The 17,284-nt window shown below is 54.6% G+C and carries 20 protein-coding genes and 1 tRNA gene; 9 read left to right on the top strand and 12 right to left on the bottom strand.

Features of this window, described 5'->3' with window-relative positions:
• Nucleotides 1-15: 15 nt before the first annotated feature.
• Entirely contained in the window at nt 16-678 is a 663-nt protein-coding gene (locus KGP22_RS07575; RefSeq protein ID WP_127730303.1) for a DUF2057 family protein, read from the bottom strand.
• 173 nt (nt 679-851) lie between these two features.
• Between KGP22_RS07575 and KGP22_RS07580 the strand changes: the two genes are divergently transcribed.
• Complete coding sequence (locus tag KGP22_RS07580; protein WP_008499920.1) at nt 852-1,265, top strand: CoA-binding protein; 414 nt, start codon at nt 852-854, stop codon at nt 1,263-1,265.
• 36 nt (nt 1,266-1,301) lie between these two features.
• On the opposite strand, the gene hspQ is transcribed toward KGP22_RS07580, so the two are convergent.
• Nucleotides 1,302-1,619, bottom strand: a complete 318-nt coding sequence (hspQ, locus tag KGP22_RS07585) for a heat shock protein HspQ (RefSeq protein WP_008499919.1) — start codon at nt 1,617-1,619, stop codon at nt 1,302-1,304.
• 60 nt (nt 1,620-1,679) lie between these two features.
• Complete coding sequence (gene rlmI, locus KGP22_RS07590) at nt 1,680-2,870, bottom strand: 23S rRNA (cytosine(1962)-C(5))-methyltransferase RlmI (RefSeq protein WP_014883260.1); 1,191 nt, start codon at nt 2,868-2,870, stop codon at nt 1,680-1,682.
• A 173-nt stretch (nt 2,871-3,043) separates the two neighbouring features.
• Between rlmI and KGP22_RS07595 the strand changes: the two genes are divergently transcribed.
• The 3 genes from KGP22_RS07595 to yccX are packed head-to-tail and all read left to right on the top strand — an operon-like array spanning nt 3,044 to nt 4,693.
• A complete protein-coding gene (locus KGP22_RS07595) occupies nt 3,044-3,601 on the top strand; it encodes a kinase inhibitor (protein WP_223581790.1) in 558 nt (185 codons plus the stop codon).
• 10 nt (nt 3,602-3,611) lie between these two features.
• Entirely contained in the window at nt 3,612-4,400 is a 789-nt protein-coding gene (locus KGP22_RS07600) for an AraC family transcriptional regulator (RefSeq protein ID WP_149366291.1), read from the top strand.
• A gap of 11 nt (nt 4,401-4,411) precedes the next feature.
• The gene (gene yccX, locus KGP22_RS07605; RefSeq protein ID WP_029739909.1) at nt 4,412-4,693 is read left to right on the top strand and encodes an acylphosphatase; all 282 of its coding nucleotides are present in this window, start codon (nt 4,412-4,414) and stop codon (nt 4,691-4,693) included.
• On the opposite strand, the gene tusE is transcribed toward yccX, so the two are convergent.
• The 6 genes from tusE to KGP22_RS07635 all read right to left on the bottom strand — a co-directional run bounded on the left by tusE (nt 4,690) and on the right by KGP22_RS07635 (nt 10,925).
• Entirely contained in the window at nt 4,690-5,019 is a 330-nt protein-coding gene (tusE, locus tag KGP22_RS07610) for a sulfurtransferase TusE (protein ID WP_111964534.1), read from the bottom strand. The two genes, yccX and tusE, sit on opposite strands and share 4 nt — an antisense overlap.
• 69 nt (nt 5,020-5,088) lie before the next feature.
• On the bottom strand, nt 5,089-5,640 hold the full coding sequence (locus tag KGP22_RS07615; protein ID WP_111964533.1) for a LuxR C-terminal-related transcriptional regulator: 552 nt from the start codon (nt 5,638-5,640) through the stop codon (nt 5,089-5,091).
• 10 nt (nt 5,641-5,650) lie between these two features.
• Nucleotides 5,651-6,808, bottom strand: a complete 1,158-nt coding sequence (locus KGP22_RS07620; protein WP_223581791.1) for a CfaE/CblD family pilus tip adhesin — start codon at nt 6,806-6,808, stop codon at nt 5,651-5,653.
• Nucleotide 6,809: 1 nt separating this feature from the next.
• Complete coding sequence (locus KGP22_RS07625) at nt 6,810-9,527, bottom strand: TcfC E-set like domain-containing protein (RefSeq protein WP_223581792.1); 2,718 nt, start codon at nt 9,525-9,527, stop codon at nt 6,810-6,812.
• 72 nt (nt 9,528-9,599) lie between these two features.
• Complete coding sequence (locus KGP22_RS07630) at nt 9,600-10,106, bottom strand: CS1 type fimbrial major subunit (protein WP_021240847.1); 507 nt, start codon at nt 10,104-10,106, stop codon at nt 9,600-9,602.
• A 75-nt stretch (nt 10,107-10,181) separates the two neighbouring features.
• Nucleotides 10,182-10,925 (bottom strand): fimbrial protein, encoded by a 744-nt coding sequence (locus tag KGP22_RS07635; protein ID WP_111964530.1) that lies wholly within the window; start codon nt 10,923-10,925, stop codon nt 10,182-10,184.
• 308 nt (nt 10,926-11,233) lie between these two features.
• Here KGP22_RS07635 and KGP22_RS07640 point away from each other — a divergent pair, with 308 nt between their 5' ends.
• Complete coding sequence (locus KGP22_RS07640; RefSeq protein ID WP_223581793.1) at nt 11,234-11,989, top strand: winged helix-turn-helix domain-containing protein; 756 nt, start codon at nt 11,234-11,236, stop codon at nt 11,987-11,989.
• Nucleotides 11,986-12,462 carry a hypothetical protein gene (locus tag KGP22_RS07645; protein WP_111964528.1) on the top strand — a complete coding sequence of 159 codons (477 nt, stop codon included), beginning with the start codon at nt 11,986-11,988 and terminating at the stop codon, nt 12,460-12,462. The genes KGP22_RS07640 and KGP22_RS07645 overlap by 4 nt, the downstream gene beginning before the upstream one ends.
• A 54-nt stretch (nt 12,463-12,516) precedes the next feature.
• On the opposite strand, the gene yccA is transcribed toward KGP22_RS07645, so the two are convergent.
• Complete coding sequence (yccA, locus tag KGP22_RS07650; RefSeq protein WP_023335168.1) at nt 12,517-13,176, bottom strand: FtsH protease modulator YccA; 660 nt, start codon at nt 13,174-13,176, stop codon at nt 12,517-12,519.
• Nucleotides 13,177-13,446: 270 nt separating this feature from the next.
• On the opposite strand from yccA, the gene KGP22_RS07655 reads away from it, so the two are divergent.
• The 3 genes from KGP22_RS07655 (at nt 13,447) to KGP22_RS07665 (ending at nt 15,855) form a co-directional block, all read left to right on the top strand.
• Entirely contained in the window at nt 13,447-15,075 is a 1,629-nt protein-coding gene (locus KGP22_RS07655; RefSeq protein WP_133294121.1) for an ABC transporter substrate-binding protein, read from the top strand.
• A gap of 144 nt (nt 15,076-15,219) precedes the next feature.
• Nucleotides 15,220-15,307 (top strand) — tRNA-Ser (locus KGP22_RS07660).
• Between the two features lie 290 nt (nt 15,308-15,597).
• Complete coding sequence (locus KGP22_RS07665; protein ID WP_115874665.1) at nt 15,598-15,855, top strand: YjhX family toxin; 258 nt, start codon at nt 15,598-15,600, stop codon at nt 15,853-15,855.
• 106 nt (nt 15,856-15,961) lie between these two features.
• Here KGP22_RS07665 and KGP22_RS07670 read toward each other — a convergent pair whose 3' ends face one another.
• Nucleotides 15,962-16,798, bottom strand: coding sequence for an alpha/beta hydrolase (locus tag KGP22_RS07670; protein ID WP_111964524.1), 837 nt, complete (start codon nt 16,796-16,798; stop codon nt 15,962-15,964).
• A 252-nt stretch (nt 16,799-17,050) separates the two neighbouring features.
• Complete coding sequence (locus KGP22_RS07675; RefSeq protein ID WP_008499867.1) at nt 17,051-17,269, bottom strand: acyl carrier protein; 219 nt, start codon at nt 17,267-17,269, stop codon at nt 17,051-17,053.
• Between the last annotated feature and the right edge of the window lie 15 nt (nt 17,270-17,284).

Genomic DNA, 17,284 nt, shown 5'->3' on the forward strand with positions numbered 1-17,284 from the left:
CGTAAAAAATGTGGTTTATGATGAAGGTTGTTGTTTTGCCCACTGTAAAAAACGGGCCCGCGTGTCGGGATCGGCCTGCTGGAACCAGAATTTAAGGCGCTGTTCCGTCAGTGTCTGGGACTGAGGAGGAATGACGTCCAGTTCAGAGACGCCGGACAAAAGCGTACTGTCGTCCGCCATCATGGTCGCAAACTGCGGAAGAGAGGCGCGTTTACCCGCTTTGTTATAGGTCTGGGTCGCTGCCTCGTAATCCGGGCCTTTCGGTGAGGTCGTCAGCGCCAGAATATCCAGCTTCACCGGAATCGGCATCGCATCCCCGTCCAGCAGTTCAACGCGGGGTGAAGCGTCGAAGGCCGCAGACTCTTTCTCCGTTTCAAGGCGAGGCAGAGTGATGTTCACCTGACTGATTTGCCGGGTGTTAAAGCTGACGATCAGCGGCGGCGAGATGTACATCCTTTGCTCGTGATTCGCAAGCCCGATCGATTTTTCCACCCGGAAGACCAGCTGATGAGGCCCGTTATCTAACTCGATGCTGTCTGCACCGCGCAATAACGAGCTGGAGACCTTTTTTCCGTCCAGTACAAGGAGATCAATGTCGGTAGAGAGCCGGAGCGTGGTAGCAAAAACCCAGACCGGCATCACTAACGCAATCAGAGCCGTGGCAATACCGGTTTTCATAAAAGGCTCCCGTCAGAAATCCTGTCGCCGCATTAATGTATCTAAATTTTTCGATAATCACGTTTACTAACATATAGACATATTTCGCCGTTTTGCCCTCATGCATCTGTATGGGATGGATGGTTGAGATGTGCGGTTTGGCGTACACTTTTAAAAAAGCCAGGAGAAAAACCATGAAAGAGAACGATATTGCCGAGATTCTGACATCTACGCGTACCATTGCGCTGGTGGGCGCGAGCGATAAACCCGATCGTCCAAGCTATCGGGTAATGAAATACCTTCTCGATCAGGGCTATCACGTCATCCCGGTCTCGCCAAAAGTGGCGGGAAAAACCTTACTGGGTCAGCAGGGGTATGCCACGCTCGCTGACGTGCCGGAAAAAATTGATATGGTTGATGTCTTTCGAAACTCCGAGGCAGCGTGGGAAGTGGCGCAGGACGCTATTGCCGTCGGGGCGAAAACGCTGTGGATGCAGCTGGGCGTGATTAACGAGCAGGCTGCGGTGCTGGCGCGGGATGCGGGGCTGAACGTCGTCATGGACCGCTGTCCGGCGATCGATATCCCCCGTCTGGGGCTGGCGAAGTAATAAAAAAAGCCCGTTCATCGGGCTTTTTTTACACGCTTAGTTCCGCAGGCGCGGAGCCTGTAACTGTTTGCGGATAGTCTGAGCAAGTTCATCCATAGTGGGTTGCTCCGGATGCTCTTCCTGCAGCTCGCTACTCAGCTGCGCTTCGGCAAGGTAGGTGTGGACGGGTTGCCCGTCATCACCTTCCATCACCACATGGTACCAGGGCGCGGCGCGAAGCTCTGCGTTCACCGCCAGCTCGTCTGCTGACGGTTCATCAAGGGAATACTCCGGGTCGATATCCACGACCACACCCAAATACCCGAGCAAAGTGTGGCGGACCTGCTGGCCGATACCGAATTTGCTGGCAATCATAGTCACCTCCCGGGAAATACGACTTACACGTTATGTGCGGGCAATATTTCTCTTTTCAAGTTACATGACGCGACAGGCAAACCCTTTCAGATACAGTCCTTCCGGGTAGGTAGCAATCACGGGATGATCGGCTGCCTGACGGAACTGCTCTATAAATTGTACATCACGGCCAGCATCTATTGCGGCGTCGGCGATGATTTTCTGAAATAAATCTGTGGTCATCAGGCCGGAGCAAGAGAACGTGAGCAGAACCCCGCCCGGGTTCAGCAGCTGGATGGCCAGCATGTTGATATCTTTATACCCGCGGCAGGCGCCCATCAGCTGGCTTTTGTTTTCCACAAACTTTGGCGGATCCATCACGATGACGTCGAACTTCTCGCCCTGATCGCGATATTTACGCAGCAGCTTGAACACGTCATCGCGTACAAATTCCGCTTTGCTCAGATCCAGCTTGTTCAGCTCGACGTTCTGTTTTGCCACGTCCAGCGCTTCCTGCGAGGTGTCCACGCTGACAACCTGGGCACAGCCGCCCATCAGAGCTGAAACGGCAAAACCGCCGGTATAGGAGAAGCAGTTCAGCACGCGTTTGTCGGCAACGTACTGACGCGTAGCCAGACGACTGTCGCGCTGGTCGAGGTAATAACCCGTTTTGTGCCCGCCCTGAATATCCACTAGCAGCTTCATGCCGTGCTCTTCAATCGGCAGCAGGGCAGGCGGCAGTTCGCCTGTCACTGGGCCTTGCGTCAGCTCCATGCCCTCTTTTTTGCGCACCGCCACATCGCTGCGGTCGTAAATGGCACACTGCGGGAACAGGGTTTGCAGGGCGCTAATCAGCGCGGCACGCTGGTATTCCGCCCCGGCGCTCAGAAGTTGCAGCACCAGGAAGTTGCCGAAGCGATCGATGGTTACACCTGGCAGCCCGTCGGACTCACCGGCAATCAGGCGGTAGCTGTCCAGCCCGTCGCGTTTTGCCAGCCATTCGCGCCACTGCTGCGCCTGCTGCAGGCGGCGGACGAAGAAGTCGATATCGATGGTTTCATCTTTATCGAAGGTCCAGACGCGGGCACGGATCTGGGACGCTGGCGAGTAAGCGCCTCGCGCTAACCATTTCCCCTGATGGTCAACGATATCAATGGTTTCACCGAGGCTGGCTTTGCCTTCCATACGGGCAACCGCGCCGGAAAAGACCCAGGGATGACGGCGCAGTAATGATTTCTCGCGCCCTTTGGCTAACACTAAACGTACACTCATAATTTGCTGTTCTGTCGATTTCAGGAAATGGCGCGTAGATTACCACATTCAGCAAGGCGCAATCATCTGCGGATGCCGTTGAGCGTTTCGGCACAAAATCAAATCGCTTAGGCACATTACGATATTGCAGCTGGCTTTAGAGTGGGGCTTCCGGTACAGAAAAGGGAGCACCCATGAAAAAGCGCAGTGTAATAGCCATAGCCGCTCTGGCGGCAATGAGTTCTCAGGTTTTAGCGGCAACGCCTTTCGGTATCACCAGCCGGGATATTTCCGGCGAACGACGGTTAGCGCAACGGCAGGTGTTTGAGGGGTTCGGCTGCCACGGTGGAAATACCTCACCACAGCTGGCATGGAAGAATCCCCCCGCCGGTACGAAAAGTTTTGCCGTTACGGTATATGACCCGGATGCACCTACCGGCAGCGGCTGGTGGCACTGGACAGTAGCCAATATTCCGGCGAAGACAATGACGCTGCCCGCTGATGCCGGTAATCCAAACGGCGAGAAATTACCTGCCGGCACTGTGCAGGGGCGTAATGATTTCGGCTATTCTGGATTCGGCGGCGCATGTCCACCCGCCGGGGATAAGCCTCACCGCTATCAGATTACCGTCTGGGCGCTGGACGTGGATAAACTGCCCGCCGATAAAAATGCCAGCGGCGCGCTGGTCGGTTTTATGCTCAATAGTCACGCTCTGGCAAAGGCTCAGTTAACAGCAACCTATAGCAGATAAGGATGGCAGGGTGCAGGAGTTTCATTTTCGACATAAACATCTTACAGCGGGTGAAGTGACTGCCAGCAAAATGCATCGCCTGCACCAGGTTAAACTTTTTTTTCCGGCTATTTGTCATATCACTCACGGCAGTAAGGTGATTGTTCAGGATGATAACCGCCTGGAGGCGACACGGGATGAGCTCATCATTATCCCTGCCAATACGTCGATGGAAATTATTAATCAGCCTGTAAACGGGCTGTTTCACTCGGATTTGCTAATGTTATCGCCGGAAATTGTTGCCGAGTTTAAAGCGCATTACCTGAAATCCTGGCCGCGCACGACGCTGCATTCGCTCTGTGCTCCGCTGAGCGAGGGGCTGGCATTTATGTGGGACAACCTGCTGCACGCCGTGCGTCAGGAGTTACCGGAAGCGCTACAAAAGCATCAGGCCTTCGGTCTGTTGCTGGCCTTGCTACATGATGGCGTGGCGGGTCCGCTGCTTGTTGAGCGAAACAGTAACCTGACCGAGCAGGTGCGGCAGTTCATTATGCTGTCGCCCGCCAGAGACTGGACCGCGCAGGACGTTGCCAGCCGTCTCGCATTAAGCGTGCCGACGCTGCGCAGGCGGTTGCGTGAAGAGTCGCAGAGTTTTCGCCAGATTGTGGAGGAGGTGAGGATGGCCGTGGCTTTGTCACAGCTACAGTCAACACGATTACCGATCGGCGAAATCGCATTACAATGTGGATATCTTTCCAGCTCTCGTTTCACTGCCCGTTTCCGGCAACACTATGGCTGCTTACCGAAAACGCTACGTTAAGGAGAAGAAGAATGTCTAAAGTCTGCACTATTGCCTGGGTTCACGGCGTTGTTCAGGGCGTCGGGTTCCGCTACAGCACCCAGCGCGAAGCGGTTGAGCTTGGGCTAACGGGATACGCGCGCAACATGGACGACGGAAGCGTCGAAGTGGTCGCCTGCGGCGAAGCGGAGCAGGTCGACAAGCTGGTGGCGTGGCTGAAAGCGGGTGGGCCGCGCAGCGCGCGGGTTGATAAGGTCTTAACTGAACCCCATCAACCGGGGCGCGAATACGTAAACTTCGGTATTCGGTATTAAATGCACTTCACCGGCTTAGGCAGGCCAGCAATTTTGGTGGCCTGTTTTGCCGGGCCTTTCGGGAACAGACGATACAGATAGCGGCTGTTGCCTTTCTCTTCACCGAACTTATTGGCCATCGCCTTGACCAGCATGCGGATGGCCGGAGAGGTGTTGAATTCAAGATAGAACTCGCGAACAAAACGCACCACTTCCCAGTGTTCTGGAGAGAGGGTTATCCCTTCGTTTTCCGCAATTTTCTCCGCCAGCGGTTCGCTCCAGATCGTCGTATCTTTCAGATAGCCTTCGCTATCGGTCTCAATTTCCTGGCCTGCAAAAATGAACATAATTTTCTGTCGTGTGTGAAAAAACCGGCGACAGTGTAGCAAAAAAGAGGCCGCAGGATAAACCGTGCCCTACAGGAGGAGCTGCAGCAGATTATTGGCATTAAGCTTTTTCAGCGCGTTGCATTTATGGGTCGAAACCTGTTTCTCAGACATACGCGTCATGATGGCAATGTGGCGTACCGGCAACCCGGTAAGCATCAGATCGAGCACGTTGAATTCAAGGCCGGTAAGACAGCAGTCAAGACTTCGAACGCGACGGGGCTCTTTTGCCAGCAAATACGCCGCATCGGCAACGGCGATCCTGTCGTCGATGATATAAAGCGTTAGCGTACCGAAACGCTTGCGTAAATGCGTCGCCAGCGCCCACCCTTTTTCATTGCAGACCAGATAAAGGCTGCCTTGCCAGCGGGCGGCTTCCAGTCTGAGTAAAATGTTAATCAGTGCCTGATGCGTACCCGCAACGGAAAAACGACAGCGTACGACAACCACGCGGCGGGAAAGCAGAGTTGGCTGCCATTGTACGGTATCGCTTATGACCTCTGGCTGGACGCCCCGACGCAGCAGCGCATAGCGCAACCCTTCGGCGTAAAATCGATTGTTGTCGAGAATGGCGTAACTCACGGTGACCTCGTTATAACGTGCTGGGCGTATAGATAACGCGCAGCGTGCCGGTGTAGTCGCCCGCGTTTTTGCTGCTGGCAGCAAACGCGGGGGTTTTCAGGATAATCGGTGCAGGAATGCACAGTACGCTCTCGCGTCCGCCGGGCAGCACGACCTTACGCAGATACTGCGGATCGTTTGTGCCTTGCCAGACAAGGGTTTTACCGTTCGAGACGGTTTCGGTTGCGCCTGTTATTGGATTGGTGACGGAGACCCGATAATCGAGACGATCCCGCGCATCGGTCTGGCTACCGCCACGTCGCCTGATAGAAAACGCGCCATCTGCACGGCCCGCTGACGTAAGTCCGTCGTCCTCAAACCGAAGGTAGGCGCGGGTGCTGGTACTGTTATTGCCGTCGTACAGGCACATATCCAGCGAGTTCTCACCCTGGATCTCACTGCCTCCCGGTCGCCCCGGGAAGTTGGTCAGGTTGAGGTTAACGATGGGCGTTGAGTGCGGAAAGGCTGGCAGATATATCTGCTGGTTTCCCGGGTCGACCACCTCAATGCGAATATTTGCCTGCCATTTGGCGATGGTGAGATAGCCAGGACAACCGACATTTACGTCATTGAAGTTGCCGCCGCAGTCGGCGCTTCCCCACTGACGCAGGTTCTGCTTCAGCGTGGCGGTCCAGATCCCCGGCAGGGCGAGCTTATCCAGTTCGCTTTTCACGATATAGAAATCGAAATAAGGCTCTCTGTTCCAGTCAGCGATGGTGGCCGTTCCCCCTGTCACGAAGCTGGCAAAGGTAAACACTTTGTTGTTGATAAACATGTAGTGATCGCCATACACCTTGATATCCGCCGTCTTGCCGGTGAGGGTATGCGTGAAACGTAAATTGATGGCATAGGGCGCGGCCGGGTTTGCCGAGAACCAGACCGGTGAGTTCATGCAGGCGCCGTTCGTGGTATCGGTACGGGACTGACAGGTCAGGGTATTGCGTCCCCACTTTTGCGGATCTGCGGCGTCAAAGCCGCCCGATTCATGAAACCAGATGTCAAAACGCGCGGGCGGCGCGGTGCGATCGAAGCTGATCCCTACGCTGGTGTTTCGTCCCGCGGGAGAGCCTGCCAGCGTCTGGCTGGCCCACAGGCTTATGAACAGTAAAATAAAGAGGCACTTAATCACATCATTTCCCTTTAGTGAGGCTATCGGTGTTCATGGCAGTCGGGCCAGCAGGAACCGACCGTCCGGCCAGCATCAGCTGTGCCTGCTGCTGGACGGCATCCGGCAGGGCGGAGAAGGTTAACTCCTTACAGGGGATCGACCCGACATAACGCACCACGTCGCGCATACTCTTCACGTTCAGCGCACACTGATAAAACTGCTGCTGACGCACCAGGTAGAGGTTATGCAGCAGGGCGTCGCTTTGGGCGCTAAACCCGCCGTTGCCAAGGTCGCTCCAGCCGTTCACGTTCAGCGGCACGCCGCCGATAAACGGCGAATGACGCTCGTCGGTTAACTGGCCGAGCCAGGTGTAGCTTGCGGTGGTTTGCACGTCCCGGCGCAGCAGTTTGCCAGGCACCATAAACAGCGTTCTGCTGCCCGATCCTTGCGTGATTTCACTGCTGGCTCCTCGTGAGACATCCAGCGATTCGTTAACCGTCAACGTTGTCTGCTGATAGCCCGGCACCGCGAAGAGGGCGCGGCTATTGCCCGGAATATCTGCGCTGCCGCCGTTATCCAGCGACACGGCCACGCGCGGATCCTGAGCATCTTCCGGCGTGGTCACGTTCACCGCGACGGCGGAAGCAGGGCGACCGTCGCTCCAGCGGCCCAGCCACAGGCCAGAACGCGACAGCGCAAGGGTCGAGCTGTAGTTGCCGCTGCTGCTCAGCGTATGGCGCCGATCCTGACGATCCCAGGCGTCGCTGACGGTAAGACTGCCGTTGCCATATCGCCCGCCCTGGCGCGTATAGGCTGAGGTATTCAGCGAGTCGCTGTTAATGCCCGACGCGCTAAGGCCGTACTCATTTTCGCCGCGGGCATCGGCATACCAGTTATGCGCCACGCTGTAGCTCAGCTGGTTTTTTTCACGTTGCTGGTGCTGCCATGTCGCGCCCAGAGAGGTGTAGCTTGATGCATCGCCCTGACGGTTATGCGTCATGGACAGGCTCACGCTCAGGTAGCCGCCTTTATCCCTGCCTTCGCGTGAGTCATCGTTACGCATGAACAGGTTAATGCTGCTGTTAATGTTCAGACCATGGGTGCTGAAGGCCTTGCTCAGGCCACCCTGCCAGGCCCGCGTACGCGAGCGGGTCATGTAGACTGATTCCCACGGCAAACCCGCATCGTGGCGATCGTCGCTGTCCGGGAGCTCCCGACGTGAAACGTACCGTCCTTCGTTGCGGTTATCCGAATACCCCAGGCTCGCATACCAGGCGCCGACCGGGACGGAGAACATCACCGAGAGGGTGCGATAACAGCCGTTCACGGCATCAAACCCTGTACTTCGGGTGTTGCAGTTTTCCGCTGATAGCGCGTTGCGATAGAGGCTAAGTGAAAAACCGTCGTTGTAGCTGATTTGCTGGATATTGCCTCGCTGGCCTTCGCTGCCGTAAAGGTAGCTAAACCGGGTACTCAGCACGCCATCGATCGGGCCCGCGTTGAAGCCCCGGCTCCAGTCGATCGCATTTTCCAGGAAACGCTGGTTTTTCTTGAACGTTGCGCCGCTGGTTAGCGCCAGCGACGGGGTCAGGGGCAGGCGTACGCCCGCCTGCGCAACCGCACGGCGTTCTTCGTTTTGTTCGCTGTTGTCGGTTTCGCCCGCCTGCAGGAACCACTCGACGCGGTCGAATGGCGTAATGCCGGTTCGGGTAAACGGCACCTGCTCGGTGCGCGTCAGCCGGTTATTTTCATAGATGGAGAGCGTCACGGTGTAGCTCCCGTCCGGGAACGATCGCGTGTCCAGGGTTTGCGCCCCGGCATTCAGATAAAAGCTCGCCAGAAGCTGATTGCCCCGGCGGGCGTCGATACGCGCGTCATGGGAAAGTAGCACGGTAACAGGGGTTCCCTTCGACTGCTGAACCGGATTTATCCACGCCCTTGTCGATCCCATGCGCAGGCCGCGAATTTTGCCCAGCGGCAGCTGGCTGAGGTTAATATTTCCGCCAGCATTACTGAACAGATCGCGGGTATCCATCTCGCCTAGCTGGACATAGTACTGACGCAAGATATCCTGGCGGAACCAGGCGTTGTTGACGGTTATCTCCTGCTGCTGCTGACGCCGTGAACGCTGTCCCAGCCAGGTCCAGTCGAGATTAACATAGCCGTCCTGCGTGAGCGCCAGCGCGCCGTTGCCCTGCACGGTAGCCGACTGATAATCCCTGTCGGCAACGAAGTTAATGTTCTGCTGATGGATCAGCGCATTTTCAGTGTCCTGCGTGGGCTGATACCACTGATTTTCCGCGATGGCTTTAGGCAGAAATTTCTTGTCCAAAAACAGGCTAATGCGGGCGTTATTCTCGTCATAGATAATGGCCGCGCGGTCGGTATCAATGTAATCGCAGCCTGCTGCGGAGCCGTTGCTGCTGCAGGCCAGGTTGCCGTTACGGGCAAGCGGAACGGCCAGCGCGGCAGACACGGTGGCAACGAGTGCAGGGGCGTCATTGAACCGTCGTTTGATGGCCGCAACCACGGTTTCAGGTGCGACAAAGCTCACCGTTTCAAGGGTGATATCCGTTTCAAAAAGTCCAAGCGACTCGCCGTAGAGGTTGACCTCTGTCCACAGGCGCTGCGTTTTCGCCAGATCTTCAAAACCTGCCGGGACGGCCATCCCGGCGCAGGCGAGTTGGATGGAAGCGGGTAACAAAGCAACAAAGAGGAGGGTATTTCTGTGAAACGCCATGAACGAGCCTCGACATCATCCTGACGTCAGAGGGTGGGCACCCTCTGACGTTATTCCTTAGGTGCTGTGGTGTTACGCACCGCCTTCCGTGGTAGTCGCCTGCGTCAGCATCAGGCTGACAACGCCGCTGTACTGACCGGTTTTCAGAATGCCTTTGGTGGTCTGGGAAATGGTCAGCGGAAGTACCGCTGAACCGTTTTCGATGCTTCCCGGGAACAGTTCGGTACCGGTGTATTCAACATCTGCGGTAGAGAGGGTTTTATCGCCCAGCTTCACCGTCATTGGGATGGTCTCAGCGCCGTCGGCATTCGCCAGCTTCGCGGCGCTCACCAGACGGACTTTCACGTTGCTGGTGGCGGAGTTAGACCACACCTTGGTATTCAGACGATAGCTTTCCAGACCGCGGCCAGGCAGGTACTGCATATCGATGCTTGCCGGCAGCGGCGTGTTATCGGCCTGGGTCATATCCAGCTGTGAATCAACGCTGGCGTTGACGGTAATATCTTTTTGAATCGCCAGCGCGCTAACGGACGTGGTCATCGCGGCAACAATCATTAGAGGTTTAAAGTACTTACGCATTGATATCTCCATATTTACAAATGAGCACCCTGGCTCTTTAAACAAACCCTTTGGGGTCTTTACGGTGACGTCGTGTTATTGCACGACGGGTAAATCAGCTTCTTCAGCGGTTTTATTCACCCAGTTGAAGTAGCGGAATTTATATTTCTGGCCTTGTGTCTTTGTGAGCGTTTTTAATTTCCGTTCGGTGTCCGGATAAATCGTCGCGTCTTCTTTAACCCATTTACACGACGAATCTGCGTTACAAATACCGATCTCTCTCAGCGGCACGCGCAACGTGCCGTTGTTTTTTAACGTGCCCCTGCGAGGGTCTATCGTCAGTGAAACCACACTTTTTTCCGGTGCGAGATGGATCAGGGCGCCCCAGATCACATTGACGCCCAGTCTTGCCGTCGCCGCAGGGCTTTCTGCCTTGCCCGGAATAATGCTGTCAGGCTGCTTTACTCCTTCAAAATAGACGCGCCAGGTCGTCTCTTTTTCCGGGGGCGTAAGCGATACCAGACGAACCACTCGCATTGCACCTGCCGCAAGGGCGAATTTTTCCGGTGTGACAACAACACCGCCTTCTTTCCACGAGGCCACATCAATCTCTTTTTCCTGGGCCGTGCCGGGATTAAGAATTTTCTTTTGCCTCACCCGAATGAACTGAATATCATCCGTTTTTGACGCCACCTTAATTTGCGCCGCACCGGACTTATCCACGTTAAGTTCCATGGGATACACGCTCATATTGGCGAGTGCCATTTCTGAGAAAAATGGCAGTGACAGCGCAGCGATATAAAAGGCAGTTGTCTTATTCACATTTTTTTTCTGTTTCACTTTCGGTCCGCCTGCGTTGAGTTCATTCCCGGAGCATTCACAACGGGACACCCTCTGCTAACGTATCGCTTCAGGGCAGGGAAACTTTAACCAGAACAGCGGTTTGTGAAAATTTGTATTAATTAACTCGTTACATACAGTTTTTTATCCTGCTTTTCTGGCTTTAAGGTTGTATAGTTAAGCGAAAATACCGCGACCAGGGATGGAGAGAAAATTCCTTCTGATGAAAAAATAAGCAGATCGGGAGGCGATTTTCATGTCGATGTACCAGGGATTAAAAAGCATGCGGTAACAGCCGAGAATAAAAGATGTTTTTTATATGCAATAATTCGTTGTTATTTGATCCTGAAGCACATGCAATAAGTCTTGTTGGACAACCGGAATCTGTATTAACGCTTTCGGCACCCGCCGTTCGCCTCTTACAGGAATTTATTAAACACAAAGGGCACGACCTGAGTCGGGAGGAATTGATTACCCGCGTGTGGGAGGAGTTTGGCTTTACGCCATCGGGAAATAATCTCAATAAAGCGGTGAGCGAATTACGGAAAAGCTTCCAGGCGCTGGGAGAGAGGTATGAATTTATCGTAACCGTGCCCCGTTATGGGTTTCGCTTTGAGGCCGATGTGATTTTTCAGCCTGGAGAGAATATTCAAACCGCCGAGCCGCAGCCTCCGTCTGCACCGCAACAGGAAAAGCGGCGACCCGCTTCCCTGAAAAGGTGGGGGATTCCTGCCGTATTGATTGTCGCTGTATTGGGAGCGAGCTTCTGCTTTAGCCGACAGCAGGGGATATTCGTCCCGGCGAAACTCATGCCGGTTAAGGAGAAAATCGCGCGTTGCAGCATCTGGATTATCAACGATCACGGAAGACCGCTGGTGTTATCGAAATTAGCGGAGCGGCTGACGGCCAATAACGTGGCGTGCGAACGTGAGGAATACGACATTTATTATTTCAGCGCCCGTTTTGCTATTGCCACTGCAGATGAGGTGTTCATTGGCGCTTGCCCGGTCAGTAAATCCAGCCTGTGCAAAACCATCCGTTATAAAAGTGGGGCACAAAAATGAAAATAAAACTTCTTTTTGGGCTGGGTGGCGCATTGGTCGGCAGTGCCCTGGCGCTATTTTACTATTCCGGCTGTGTGTTTAAAAAGGATGTGCTGGCCTGCAGCACTGAATTTAACTTCACGCGCAATGAGGGAAAAGCCAGCGAAGTAAAGGTCAATACCGTTGCTCAGTTCTATTTTCACCGGGATGGTACAGGGGTAACTACCTATAAAGGCGCGGCAAGGGCTGACGGGCAAAATATGATCGTTGACAGGGACGTGGACTTTACCTGGCAGCAGCGGGACGACGATAAGGTCATTGTATTGAGCTACACCGAAACCTGGCGTCGGCACAATGACAATACGCCTGACGCACAGTGGGGGAGCTTTGCCAGTCCTACCGCACGTTATTACCTCACGATCTCTGAACTCTCGCCATCCGTGTGGCTGATTCAGGACCGGCGTTACCCCACCTATATTTGCCGGGGTGAGTAGGGCATAAAAAAAGGAGAATGCCAGAGGCATTCTCCTTTTTAATATCCGTTGTGCTTAATCGCGGCTGGCGAAGCCCAGGATGCTCAACAGGCTGACGAAGATGTTGTACAGCGACACGTAAAGGCTGACGGTGGCGCGGATATAGTTCGTCTCACCGCCGCGAATGATGTTGCTGGTTTCAAACAGGATCGCGCCGGAAGAAATCAGAATAAACACGGCGCTGATCGCCAGGTGCAGGGCAGGCAGCTGCAGGAAGATGTTAGCCACCATGCCCACCAGCACCACAACAACACCCGCCATCAGCATACCGCCGAGGAAGGACATGTCCTTACGGGTGGTCAGCACGTAGGCCGAGCAGCAGAAGAATACCAGCGCGGTACCGCCCAGCGCCATGCCGATAAGGTCGCCCATACCGGCAGACAGATACGCGTTCAGCATCGGTCCCAGGATGTAGCCCAGGAAGCCGGTGAAGGCAAAGGCCGACAGAATACCGACCGGTTTGTCAGCGGTTTTGTAGGTCAGGAACATCAGACCATACATACCCACCAGCGTCAGGATCAGCCCCGGAGACGGCAGCATCAGCACGGTGCTGGCGGTGGCGGTGATCGCCGAAAACGCCAGCGTAAGGCTGAGCATGAAATAGGTATTGCGCAGCACCTTGTGGGTGCTGAGTAGCGATGTGCGGTCGCGTGAGGAAGTAATTATACGATCCATGAGTCACTCTCTTATGACAGATGTAATTAACGGAAAGAATAGGAAACGGGGCGCCAGTCTCAAAGTGGTTTTACCCATCTTTACTCAGCAGGTTAGCGCTGGAGCTGGTTGTTTCTTCTGCATAAATACATTTCACCAGTATGAACAGCGGTTTGACGCGATTAATCAGATCAACCTCTTATAGGTTACTGAAAATTATTGCGTTATTACCATAAGGCCGCTAAGAGTTATTTCCGGATCGTCACAAAAACAGACAATAAGGCGAAGGAAATGAAACCACAAACACGCACGCGCTTTACGCTCTCTTTACTTACCGCAGGGATCCTGTGCGCCAGCACGGCTACCTGGGCGGCTAACGTGCCGGCAGGAACGCAGCTGGCCGATAAGCAGGAACTGGTCAGGAACAACGGTAATGAGCCCGCTTCGCTCGACCCGCATAAAGTCGAAAGCGACGTCGAATTCAATATTATCAGTGATTTATTCGACGGGCTGGTCAGCGTTTCCCCGTCGGGTGAAGTTCAGCCCCGACTGGCGGAAAAATGGGAGAACAAGGACAACACCGTCTGGACGTTCCATCTGCGCCCGGGCATCACCTGGAGCGACGGAACTGCCATCACCGCGGAAGATGTGGTCTGGAGCTGGCAGCGTCTGGTTGATCCTAAAACCGCTTCACCGTATGCCAGCTATCCAGGCAACATGCACATCGTAAATGGTGCGGATATCGCTCAGGGGAAAAAAGCCCCCGATACGCTGGGCGTGAAAGCCATTAACGACACCACGCTGGAAGTGACATTGACTCAGCCTAATGCGGCATTCCTGGCAATGCTGGCGCACCCGTCACTGGTGCCTGTGGATAAAGTGCTGATTGGCCGCTTTGGCGACAAGTGGACCAAGCCTGAACATATCGTCACCAGTGGGGCGTATAAGCTTTCACAGTGGGTGGTCAACGAACGCATTGTGGCGGAGCGCAACCCGCGCTACTGGGATAATGCTCATACCGTGATCAACAAGGTGACGTATCTGCCTATCACCTCCGAAGCCGCGGATGTGAACCGCTATAAAGCGGGTGAAATTGATATCGTGTACACGGTGCCGATCAACCAGTTTGCCCAGCTTAAGAAGACTCTGGGCAGCCAGCTGGATGTCTCTCCGCAGCTGGCGACCTATTACTACGAATTCAATACCACCCGACCGCCGTTCAACGACGCCCGGGTGCGCAAGGCGCTGAACATGGCGCTCGATAAAGACATCATTGCCGGGAAAGTGTTAGGGCAGGGGCAGCGCCCGGCGTGGCTCATCAGCCAGCCGGATATCGGCGGCGTTAAGCTTCAGAACCCGGACTACGCCAGCTGGCCGCAGGACAAGCGCATCGCTGAGGCGAAAAAACTGCTCAACGAGGCCGGGTACAACGAAAGCCACCCTCTGAGCTTCAACCTGCTCTATAACACCTCTGAATCGCACCAGCGTATCGCGATTGCGGCCAGTTCCATGTGGAAAAAGAACCTCGGCGTGGAGGCGAAGCTGCAAAATCAGGAGTGGAAAACCATGCTGGATACCATGCACACCCACAACTTTGACGCGGTGCGGTACGCGTGGATTGCCGATTACGACGATGCGGCGACCTTCCTGAACACCTTCCGCACCGGCGACAGCGAAAACACCAGCCAGTACAGCAATCCGGAATACGACCAGGCGCTGGTGAATGCCGCAAAAGCCAAAACAACGGAAGAGCGGGGTAAGTTCTACCAGCAGGCGGAAGATCTTCTGGGTCGTGATGTGCCGGCCATTCCGGTTTATCACTACGTTCGCACGCACCTGGTGAAACCGTGGGTGGGTGGGTTTACGCCGGATAAGCTGGGGTACTATTACACCAAAGATATGTACATCAAAAAACACTAAGCCTGAGCGCGGGAGACTGTGCTGATAAAATCGTCGATGTGTCGTCAGTTCAACCGATTAAACACGTTTTGACTATTTTTACAGCGAACGAGTGCAGCCACTCTTTACAGCACGCGGTGAGGTGTTTATAGTTCGCCTCACTTAGGAAGTGTGGCCGAGCGGTTGAAGGCACCGGTCTTGAAAACCGGCGACCCGAAAGGGTTCCAGAGTTCGAATCTCTGCGCTTCCGCCAGATATAAACCCCAGGTTACTCGTGAACCTGGGGTTTTTGTTTTGGATTGGCCGATCCGCCTCACACTTTCAAGACCCCGTTATTTCCCCGCAAAAATCAGGCGCTATTATTCACCCCGTAAATACCTTTTCATCTCTCATCGAGGCTTTGATGCTGGAGAATGTTTTCATCAGATAATCAGTTTCCCGACCTTTTCAGGACGGACTGGTTATCGCTGCGCTTAAACCTTACGCACGCACCTGCGGGTGTGGGCTCGTTTTTACGCATGATGATTACACAGGTTTTCCAGTATGAATTTATCCCGTCAGGAACAACGTACCTTACACGTTCTCGCCAAAGGTGGGCGTATTGTGCACGTCCGCGACAGTTCCGGCCGCGTCACGTCCGTTGAGTGCTACACCCGTGAAGGGCTGGTGCTGAGCGACTGCACGCTGAACGTCTTCAAAAAACTCCGCTCTAAAAAGCTGATCCGATCCGTGAACGGGCAGCCTTACCGCATCAACACTACCGGGCTGAACAACGTTCGCGCCCAGCTGGATAATCGCTAAGCGGAATAGACAACGCCACCCTCGGGTGGCGTTCATGCATTAAACTGAATATTGTGGCGGAATGTAGGCCGGGTAAGCGCAGCGCCACCCGGCAAGAAACGCAGCGTTATGAGCGAATGAAAGCCAGAATGTCCGCGTTGATAGTATCCGCATGGGTGGTATGCATCCCGTGCGGGAACCCCGGATAAATTTTCAGCACGCTGTTCGCCAGCAGCTTGTCCTGCAGCAGGGCGGCATTCTTATACGGCACGACCTGATCGTCGTCGCCCTGCATCACCAGAACGGGAACCGTGATGGTTTTTAAATCTTCCGTCTGATCGGTTTCAGAAAACGCCTTAATCCCCTCATAGTGGGCCTTGGCGCTGCCGATCATGCCCTGACGCCACCAGTTCTGAATCGTACCCTGTGAAATCTCGGCTCCCTCACGGTTAAAACCATAGAAAGGACCGCTGGCGACGTCGAGGTAAAACTGGGCGCGGTTAGCCGCCAGCGCTTTGCGGAAGCCATCGAAAACCTCGATCGGCGTTCCGCCGGGGTTAGTCTCCGTTTTGACCATGAGAGGCGGAACAGAGCTGACGAGCACCGCTTTGGCAACGCGCCCCTGCGGTTGGCCGTACCGGGCAACATAGCGGGCGACCTGGCCGCCGCCGGTGGAGTGACCGACGTGCACGGCATTACGCAGATCCAGGCTTTCAACCACGGCTGACGCATCGGCCGCATAATGATCCATATCGTGTCCTTCACTCACCTGGTCCGAACGCCCGTGACCGCGGCGATCGATAGCGATAACGCGATAGCCTTCAGCAAGGAAGAAGAGCATCTGGTTATCCCAGTCATCGGCACTCAACGGCCAACCGTGGTGGAAGACAATGGGCTGGGCCTCTTTGGGGCCCCAGTCTTTGTAGTAAATGTTGACGCCGTCTTTCGTGGTTACGAATGCCATACTGCAGACTCCTCTGTTAAAGGCAAAACGATCGCAACCCGGGTGGAGAGCGAATCATTAATGCCTTAATTAAGTTGGCTTTTTTCTATTTCCCGTACCGACAGTACCCCTAAAGTGTAGGTGAAATAGTAAAAGCAGTGGGTTTCATTCCTGTGAAAGGCAGCGTTTTGCTTTCAGGCGGGAGGGGGGAACGGAAAAAGGCTCTGGGGAGATCCTCCAGAGCCTTCAGGGCAGCATTAACTACAGGGGCGTTTAGCGGTTTTCTTCAATATAGCGGGCCAGGTCAGCCGGGGTTTTCAGCACCGTCGCTACGTCAGTTGGCGGGATCATACAGCCGTAAACGTCCTGCACTTCCAGCACCATATCGACCGCCAGGATGGAGTCGAGAATGTCGGATTCAATCAGTTCATCGTGAAAGCCCACCTTACGGGATAACACTTTTTCGAACAGGGCGAGAATTTCTTGTTCCATAATTTTTCCTGGAGT

This window comes from Enterobacter sp. JBIWA005, assembly GCF_019968805.1.
In the GTDB taxonomy this organism is placed as follows: Bacteria; Pseudomonadota; Gammaproteobacteria; order Enterobacterales; family Enterobacteriaceae; genus Enterobacter; species Enterobacter vonholyi.

What these genes read in the sequence shown, in the direction of transcription:
- KGP22_RS07575 (WP_127730303.1), bottom strand. Translation starts at nt 678, where the DNA reads ATGAAAACCGGTATTGCCACGGCTCTGATTGCGTTAGTGATGCCGGTC.
- KGP22_RS07580 (WP_008499920.1), top strand. Translation starts at nt 852, where the DNA reads ATGAAAGAGAACGATATTGCCGAGATTCTGACATCTACGCGTACCATT.
- hspQ (WP_008499919.1), bottom strand. Translation starts at nt 1,619, where the DNA reads ATGATTGCCAGCAAATTCGGTATCGGCCAGCAGGTCCGCCACACTTTG.
- rlmI (WP_014883260.1), bottom strand. Translation starts at nt 2,870, where the DNA reads ATGAGTGTACGTTTAGTGTTAGCCAAAGGGCGCGAGAAATCATTACTG.
- KGP22_RS07595 (WP_223581790.1), top strand. Translation starts at nt 3,044, where the DNA reads ATGAAAAAGCGCAGTGTAATAGCCATAGCCGCTCTGGCGGCAATGAGT.
- yccX (WP_029739909.1), top strand. Translation starts at nt 4,412, where the DNA reads ATGTCTAAAGTCTGCACTATTGCCTGGGTTCACGGCGTTGTTCAGGGC.
- tusE (WP_111964534.1), bottom strand. Translation starts at nt 5,019, where the DNA reads ATGTTCATTTTTGCAGGCCAGGAAATTGAGACCGATAGCGAAGGCTAT.
- KGP22_RS07625 (WP_223581792.1), bottom strand. Translation starts at nt 9,527, where the DNA reads ATGGCGTTTCACAGAAATACCCTCCTCTTTGTTGCTTTGTTACCCGCT.
- KGP22_RS07630 (WP_021240847.1), bottom strand. Translation starts at nt 10,106, where the DNA reads ATGCGTAAGTACTTTAAACCTCTAATGATTGTTGCCGCGATGACCACG.
- KGP22_RS07640 (WP_223581793.1), top strand. Translation starts at nt 11,234, where the DNA reads ATGTTTTTTATATGCAATAATTCGTTGTTATTTGATCCTGAAGCACAT.
- KGP22_RS07645 (WP_111964528.1), top strand. Translation starts at nt 11,986, where the DNA reads ATGAAAATAAAACTTCTTTTTGGGCTGGGTGGCGCATTGGTCGGCAGT.
- yccA (WP_023335168.1), bottom strand. Translation starts at nt 13,176, where the DNA reads ATGGATCGTATAATTACTTCCTCACGCGACCGCACATCGCTACTCAGC.
- KGP22_RS07655 (WP_133294121.1), top strand. Translation starts at nt 13,447, where the DNA reads ATGAAACCACAAACACGCACGCGCTTTACGCTCTCTTTACTTACCGCA.
- KGP22_RS07665 (WP_115874665.1), top strand. Translation starts at nt 15,598, where the DNA reads ATGAATTTATCCCGTCAGGAACAACGTACCTTACACGTTCTCGCCAAA.
- KGP22_RS07670 (WP_111964524.1), bottom strand. Translation starts at nt 16,798, where the DNA reads ATGGCATTCGTAACCACGAAAGACGGCGTCAACATTTACTACAAAGAC.
- KGP22_RS07675 (WP_008499867.1), bottom strand. Translation starts at nt 17,269, where the DNA reads ATGGAACAAGAAATTCTCGCCCTGTTCGAAAAAGTGTTATCCCGTAAG.